This is a genomic window from Actinotalea sp. (assembly GCF_041597215.1).
GTDB lineage: Bacteria > Actinomycetota > Actinomycetes > Actinomycetales > Cellulomonadaceae > Actinotalea.
The window spans coordinates 1-6,598 of record NZ_JBFHHB010000176.1 but is presented as its reverse complement, the minus strand read 5'-3'; the positions used below and the strand labels follow the sequence as shown (position 1 = coordinate 6,598).

The 6,598-nt window shown below is 73.0% G+C and carries 4 protein-coding genes and 1 pseudogene; 3 read left to right on the top strand and 2 right to left on the bottom strand.

Going from position 1 to position 6,598, the window contains the following annotated elements; all coding sequences use genetic code 11:
* Positions 1-1,223: pseudogene (locus tag ABWK99_RS11935) on the bottom strand (NADH:flavin oxidoreductase); the annotation flags it as partial.
* A gap of 165 nt (positions 1,224-1,388) precedes the next feature.
* On the opposite strand from ABWK99_RS11935, the gene ABWK99_RS11930 reads away from it, so the two are divergent.
* Both ABWK99_RS11930 and ABWK99_RS11925 read left to right on the top strand, forming a co-directional pair.
* On the top strand, positions 1,389-3,419 hold the full coding sequence (locus ABWK99_RS11930) for a putative bifunctional diguanylate cyclase/phosphodiesterase (protein ID WP_372594925.1): 2,031 nt from the start codon (positions 1,389-1,391) through the stop codon (positions 3,417-3,419).
* 112 nt (positions 3,420-3,531) lie between these two features.
* Complete coding sequence (locus tag ABWK99_RS11925; RefSeq protein WP_372594924.1) at positions 3,532-5,139, top strand: methyl-accepting chemotaxis protein; 1,608 nt, start codon at positions 3,532-3,534, stop codon at positions 5,137-5,139.
* A 6-nt stretch (positions 5,140-5,145) separates the two neighbouring features.
* On the opposite strand, the gene ABWK99_RS11920 is transcribed toward ABWK99_RS11925, so the two are convergent.
* A complete protein-coding gene (locus tag ABWK99_RS11920) occupies positions 5,146-6,141 on the bottom strand; it encodes a hypothetical protein (protein WP_372594923.1) in 996 nt (331 codons plus the stop codon).
* Between the two features lie 65 nt (positions 6,142-6,206).
* Between ABWK99_RS11920 and ABWK99_RS11915 the strand changes: the two genes are divergently transcribed.
* On the top strand, positions 6,207-6,598 hold a 392-nt coding region (locus ABWK99_RS11915; RefSeq protein ID WP_372594922.1), incomplete at its 3' end, for a Fur family transcriptional regulator.

The following is a 6,598-nucleotide window of genomic DNA, read 5'->3' as shown; positions in this document are numbered from 1 at the left end:
TCGACCACGTGCCCGCGCAGCGCAGCGACGCGCGCGGCCTCGAGCCCGGCGGGCCCGGCGCCGACGACGACGACCTTGCGGGGGTGGGGCGAGGTCCGGACGGCGACGCTCGTCTCCCGGCCGGCCAGGGGGTTGACTGCGCACCGCAGGGTCCGGCCCGAACGGATCGCGTCGAGGCACTGGTCGCACCTCACGCAGGGCCGCACCCGATCGGCACGGCCCTCCGCCAGCCGCCGCGGGAGATCGGGGTCCGCGAGCAGGGCCCGCCCCATCCCGGCGAAGTCGATGTCCCGCTCCGCCACGGCCGTCGCAGCGAGCTCGGGAGTGAGGCTGCCGGCGACCATGACCGGGATGGCGAGCCGACGCGCGAGCACCGAGGCCGAGTGGAGGTGGCCGGCGGGCGGGAGGTAGCCGACCGGCGCCATCCGGGCCGGAGACAGGGCCGCGCCCTCCTCCGCGATGAGCAGGTCGATCCCTGCCTTCTCGAGCAGGTCGGCGATCTGCTCCGACTCCTCGAGCTCCCGCCCGCCCGGCAGGTGATGGACGGTGGACAGGCGGAAGCTCACGGGAAGCCCTGGGGCGGCGGCGCGTGCGGCGGTGACCAGCTCCACCGCGAACCGCGCCCTGCGCTCGACGGAACCGCCCCAGTCGTCGGTGCGCAGGTTCCACAGCCCGCTGAGGAACTGGTCGACGAGGTAGCCCCCGTGCCCGTGCACGTCGACGGCGTCGACCCCGGCGTCGGCCAGCCGCGCGACGGCCTGCCCGAACCGCTCGACGAGCCGCCGGATCTCCCCGTCGGACAGCGGACGGCAGGCGATCGTCGGGTCCCTCAGCCACGGCGTCGCGGAGGCGGAGACGGGCGCTCGCTCCCCTGGTTCGGCCGGCCCGAGCCGTCCGCTCCCCGGCGAGAGCTGGACCGAGACCAACCCACCTGCCGCGTGCACGGCCTCGACCATGCGTCTGATCGGCGGGACGAAGGCGTCGTCGTCCACCCGGGCCATGGCGCCGCTGAACGGCTCGTGCTCGGTGGAGGCGAGGACGGGACCGGTGACGAGCAGACCCGCCCCACCCCGGGCCCTGGCGGCGAGGAACGCGACCTCGCGGGCGCTCATCGCCCCGTCCGGTCCGGTCATCCGGCTGCTCAGCGGAGCGAGGACGATCCGGTTGGGCACGGTGAGCCGCCCGATGCGGCCGGGCGCGAACAGGGCGGACAGGTCGCTCATCTCCGCTGGCCTCTCGTCGTCGAGGACCGCCGCCGGGCCCGACGGACACCCCATCATCCGGACACCGGGGGGCCCGACACGCGGGCCGATGGTCCCGAGGACCTCTCACGTATTTCACCCGGCTGGTCGATCCACCGTCCGCGCCGGACCGCCGATGCTCACGAGGTGAACCTCGAACAGCGCGGGCTGTGGGCCGCAGAAGCGTTCCGCTCCGCGCGTCGACCGTCCCTGCTCGCCCGGTTCGGGGTCGTCGCCCTCGTCGTCATGGCCGGCCTCGGGCTCGCCCTCGGCCTCCAGCTGCGCTCGGTGATCTCCGACCGCGCCCTGGACAACGCCGAGCGCTCCTCCCTGGTCTACCTCCACCTCGTGAGGGAGACGTTCCTCGCCCCCGGCGTCGCCTGGGACCCCTCCTCCGGACCCGGGGTCGCCAACCCTGCGCAGCAGTCCCTCTCCGAGGAGATCCTCGGCGACCCGGAGATCTCCTCGGAGGTCCTCAGCGCGACCGCGTGGCTCGCGGACGGCACCGTGGCCTTCTCCACGGAACGAGCGAGCATCGGCACGGTCGAGACGCTTCCGGCCTCCGCCGTCGAGGCACTGGCGGGCCGGCCGGTCTCCGTGATCGCCGGCCCCGAGCGGGTGCGCAGCGACGGCTACGTCCCCGCCGAGCACCCCGGCGCGAGCGTCCTGGTGGTCGATGCCCCGTTCTCCACCACCGGGGACGACTCCCCGGAGCTCGTCATCGAGATCGTCACGGAGTACACCGACACGGCGGCGGCGGTCCGCACGGACACGGCCGTCGTGTTCGGCTGGCTCGGCGCCGGCCTGCTCGTGCTCTACGTCGCCCTGTTCCGCCTGGTGGCGACCGCGAGCCGCAGGCTGCGCGTGCAGTCCGAGACGAACCGTGAGCTCGCGGAGCACGATGCGCTGACGGGCCTGGCCAACCGCACCCTTCTCGAGCACCGGGCACGGCTGGCCCTGGACGAGGCGCGGCGTGGCGGTCACCCGCTCGCCCTGCTCCTGCTGGACCTCGACCGCTTCAAGGAGATCAACGACACCCTCGGCCACCACCACGGCGACCTCCTGCTCAGGCTCGTCGGCCCTCGCCTGAGGTCCGTCCTGGGCGAGGGTGACGTCGTCGCACGGCTCGGCGGGGACGAGTTCGTCGTCCTGCTGCACCAGGTCGCGGACGTCGACGCCGCACGTCTCGTCGGCGAGCGGCTCCTCGCAGCGCTCGACAGCCCCTTCCCCGTCGACGGTCTCGACCTGGACGTCGGCGCGAGCCTCGGGATCGCTGTGAGCCCCGAGCACGGCGTCGACGTGGCGACCCTCCTGCAGCATGCCGACGTCGCGATGTACGCGGCCAAGGCGAAGCAGTCGGGAATTGCCGTCTACGACCCCCGTCACGACCTCAACAGCACGGCGCGGCTCAGCCTGCTCGGCGAGCTGCGCCGAGGGATCGAGAGCGGGCAGCTCGTGCTGCACTACCAGCCGCAGGCGGAGGCGGGCAGCGGAGCGGTGCACGGGGTGGAGGCACTCGTGCGCTGGCAGCACCCCGTCCACGGCCTGCTCGCCCCCGACGAGTTCATCCCGCTCGCGGAGAGCACGGGGCTCATCCGGCCGTTGACCCTCGCCGTGCTGGACTCCGCCCTTGCGCTCGCCGCGCGCCGGCGCACGGTCGACGAGGCGTTCACCGTCGCCGTGAACATCTCCGCGCACTCCCTGCTGGACCCCGATCTGACGCGCGACGTCGAGGCCGCGCTGGCCAGGCACGGGCTGCCCGGGCAGGCGCTCGTGCTGGAGATCACCGAGAGCTCGATCATGTCGGACCGCGAGCGGGCCAGGACCGCCCTGGTGCGACTCGCCGACCTGGGCGTGAGCCTCTCGGTCGACGACTTCGGCACCGGGTACTCCTCCCTCGCCTACCTGCACCGCCTCCCCGTGCACGAGCTCAAGATCGACCGGAGCTTCGTCATCGGGATGAGCAGCTCCTCCAACGCGGCGATCGTCACCGCGAGCATCGACATGGGACACGCCCTGGGGCTGCGCGTGGTCGCGGAGGGCGTCGAAGAGCAGGTGGCGTGGGACCTGCTCGAGGGCTTCGGCTGCGATGCCGTGCAGGGGTACCACCTCTGCCGCCCGGTCGCGGAGGAGGCGCTGGACGACTGGTTGGCCGAGCGCCAGGTCGACGCGGTCTGACCTGCCGAAGGGCTCAGGTTCCGCCACGGCGGTCGATGACCTAGGTGTGGCGCCCGTGCTCGCGCGGTGCCCTGCAACCCGCCCGATCATCCGTCCCGAGGAGTCGCCAGCAATGGGTTCCGCCCTCCACCCCGTCTCGTGGTTCCGCGACCTCGGGGTCAGGACCAAGGTGCTCACCGCCCTCGGGCTCGCCGCCGGTGTGGCGGTCTTCGTCGGCGCCTACGGGCTCGTCGCGCTGCACGAGACCAGCGGGCAGACGCAGCGGATCGCCGACGAGGGTGTGGCGATGGTCGCCCTCGCCGGCGACCTCGAACGCTCCACGACCGAGCTCCGGCTCGCGGTCACCAACCAGGCCGTCGGCACCGACGCCGCGAGCGCCGAGAGGTTCGAGCGCGCGGCGTCGACCTGGGAGGCCCGGGTCCGTTCCGTCCTCGTGGAGTACCGGGCGTCGGGCCCCACCGCGGAGCAGCTGGCCCTGCTCGACGCGTTCGAGTCCCAGCTCGAGACCTACCTGGTGCTCCGTGACCAGCACCTCTACCCCGCCGGCAGGGCGAACGACCTGGAGTCCTGGGCCGCGGCGCGCGACGTGGGCGGCTCGACCGTCGGCACGATGACCCTGGTGCTCGACGAGCTCATGGCGAGCGAACGCGCGGAGATCGCCGCGACCGCCGATGCGGCCGAGCACGCCTACGTGCAGGACAGGACCGCCGTCATCGCGATCCTCACGATCGGGCTCGTCGCGGCGCTGTGGCTCGGGTCCCTCGTGGTCGGCGCCCTGGTACGCCGGCTGCGCTCCGTCGAGTCGGTCGCGGGCGCCCTCCAGCGCGGGGACCTCACCGTCTCCACCGGGCTGACCGGCAGGGACGAGGTCGGCCGGATGGCCGCCTCGCTCGACGACGCCATCGGGAGCCTGCGCACGCTGGTCGGCAGGATCGAGGGAGCTGCGGTCCTCACGGCCGGAGCTGCCGAGGAGATGTCCGGGACGACCTCGCAGATCGCAGCGGGGGCGGAGGAGACCTCCGTCCGCGCCGGTGTCGTCTCGGCCGCGGCCGAGCAGGTCAGCCGCAACGTGCAGACCGTCGCCTCAGGAGCGGAGGAGATGGGTGCCTCGATCCGGGAGATCGCGCGGACCGCGGGAGAGGCCTCCCGGATCGCCGACGACGCGGTCGACGCGGCCCAGTCCACGACGAGCACCGTCTCGCGACTGGGCGAGTCGAGCCGGGAGATCGGGAACGTGGTCAAGGTGATCACCTCGATCGCCGACCAGACGAACCTGCTCGCGCTCAACGCGACGATCGAGGCGGCCAGGGCCGGGGAGGCCGGCCGGGGCTTCGCCGTGGTTGCCGGAGAGGTCAAGGAGCTCGCTCAGGAGACCGCCAGGGCCACCGGGGACATCGCCCGCCGCGTCGAGGCCATCCAGTCCGACACCACCGGCGCGGTCGAGTCGATCGGCAGGATCTCGCAGATCATCGACGCCATCCACGCCTTCCAGGCGACCATCGCCTCGGCGGTGGAGGAGCAGACGGCGACGACCTCCGAGATGACCCGGAACGTCGCGGAGGCGGCCACGGGATCGCAGGAGATCGCCCAGACGATCGCCGGCGTGGCCGGCTCGGCCGTCCAGACGACTGCCGGCGTCGAGCAGTCGACCCGGGCGGTGGGCGAGCTCGCCCGGATGTCGGCGGACCTGCGCGAGCTCGTCGGGCGCTTCACCGTCTGAGCCGGGTCACTCCGGGACGCAGATCCGACCGGCCGCCATCGCGCCGGCCGTACGCCAGGCCAGGACGAGCACGAGCGCGCTGACCGCCGCCAGGAGCGTCCACGCCACGACGGTGAGTGCGGCGACCGCCTGCGTGGCTGCCGCCGTGGTGACGGCCGCCGACAGGGCGGCGAGCGGGAAGGCGAAGGCCCACCAGGACAGGAAGAACGGCAGCCGACGCAGCCGGAGGGCGAGCGCGGCGAACAGCAGCCCGAAGAGCACGGCGACGTCGAGGAGCGCCTCCCCCGCGACGTCGATCGTCCCGCCGTTCAGCGCCGTCCACGCGAGGAACCCGGCCGAGGGCGGGGCGACGAGCACAGCAAGGGTCGGCAGCAGCGGTGCGGGAAGCGGCTGCTCGTGGACGAAGAGGCGCTGGAGCACGATCGGCAGCAGAGCGAGCCACAGGAGCATCCCGGCCCAGAAGGCGAACCGGCTCAGCCACATCGGGCCGAGGTCGACCCCTGCCATCGGCACGACGACCAGACCCACCACGGGGATGAACCATGCGGGGCTGACATGGGTGCTGGTGAAGGTCGGGCGACTGATCCACGCGGAGAGCACGACGAGCGTCAACGCGACCTGACCGACGGCACCGAGCCACCACAGGACCGTCGCCGGCCCGGGGACGATCTCCCGCCCCGCCGCCGCGAGGAGGAGCAGGGCGATGGTCGAGGTGGGGACGAAGGCCAGCCGGACGGGATGACGGATCTCGGCTCGGAACGCGTCGGTGTGCAGCACGATCTTCGCCGCGTAGGCGAGGGCCACGGCAGCCCCGACCGCGAGGGCGATCCAGAAGATCACCGTCGAGACCGCCTCGGGCGCACCCATCGCGGCGGCCTTGCGCCAGGCAAGGGCGAGGCCCGCCAGGCCCATGACCGTCGCGAAGAAGGTGACGGGCAGGTGAGCGAGTCGCGGGGCGCGCACCGGCTCCGCAACCGGTTCGACGGGGGTCGTCGTCGTCATCATTCCTCCGGAAGTGACCAGTTCTTATATTTGACCAATTCCAATATAGAGGAGAGACTGGGTCCGTGACGACCGCCTCGACGTTGCTGCGCGAGCAGGGCCTGCGGGTGACGGCCGCCCGGGTCGCGGCCCTCGACGTCCTCGACACCGCTGCGCACCTGTCCACCGACGAGATCGCCACCGCCGTGCGCGAACGGATCGGCTCGGTCTCGGTCCAGGCGACCTACCACCTGCTCGATGCACTGACCGCTGCGGGTCTGGTGCACCGGGTCGACCTCGCCGGCTTCCCTGCCCGGTACGAGCGCCGGGCCACCGCCCACCACCACCTCGCCTGCCGCGGCTGCGGCCACCTGGTCGACGTCGACTGCTCGGCCGAGGACGGGCCGTGCGTCCACCTCGCCGACCGTCAGGGCTTCGCCGTGGAGCGGGCCGAGGTCATCTTCTGGGGGTTGTGCCC

Excerpts from the sequence above, each read along its gene's own strand:
- ABWK99_RS11925 (WP_372594924.1), top strand. The coding sequence starts at position 3,532 with ATGGGTTCCGCCCTCCACCCCGTCTCGTGGTTCCGCGACCTCGGGGTC.
- ABWK99_RS11920 (WP_372594923.1), bottom strand. The coding sequence starts at position 6,141 with ATGACGACGACGACCCCCGTCGAACCGGTTGCGGAGCCGGTGCGCGCC.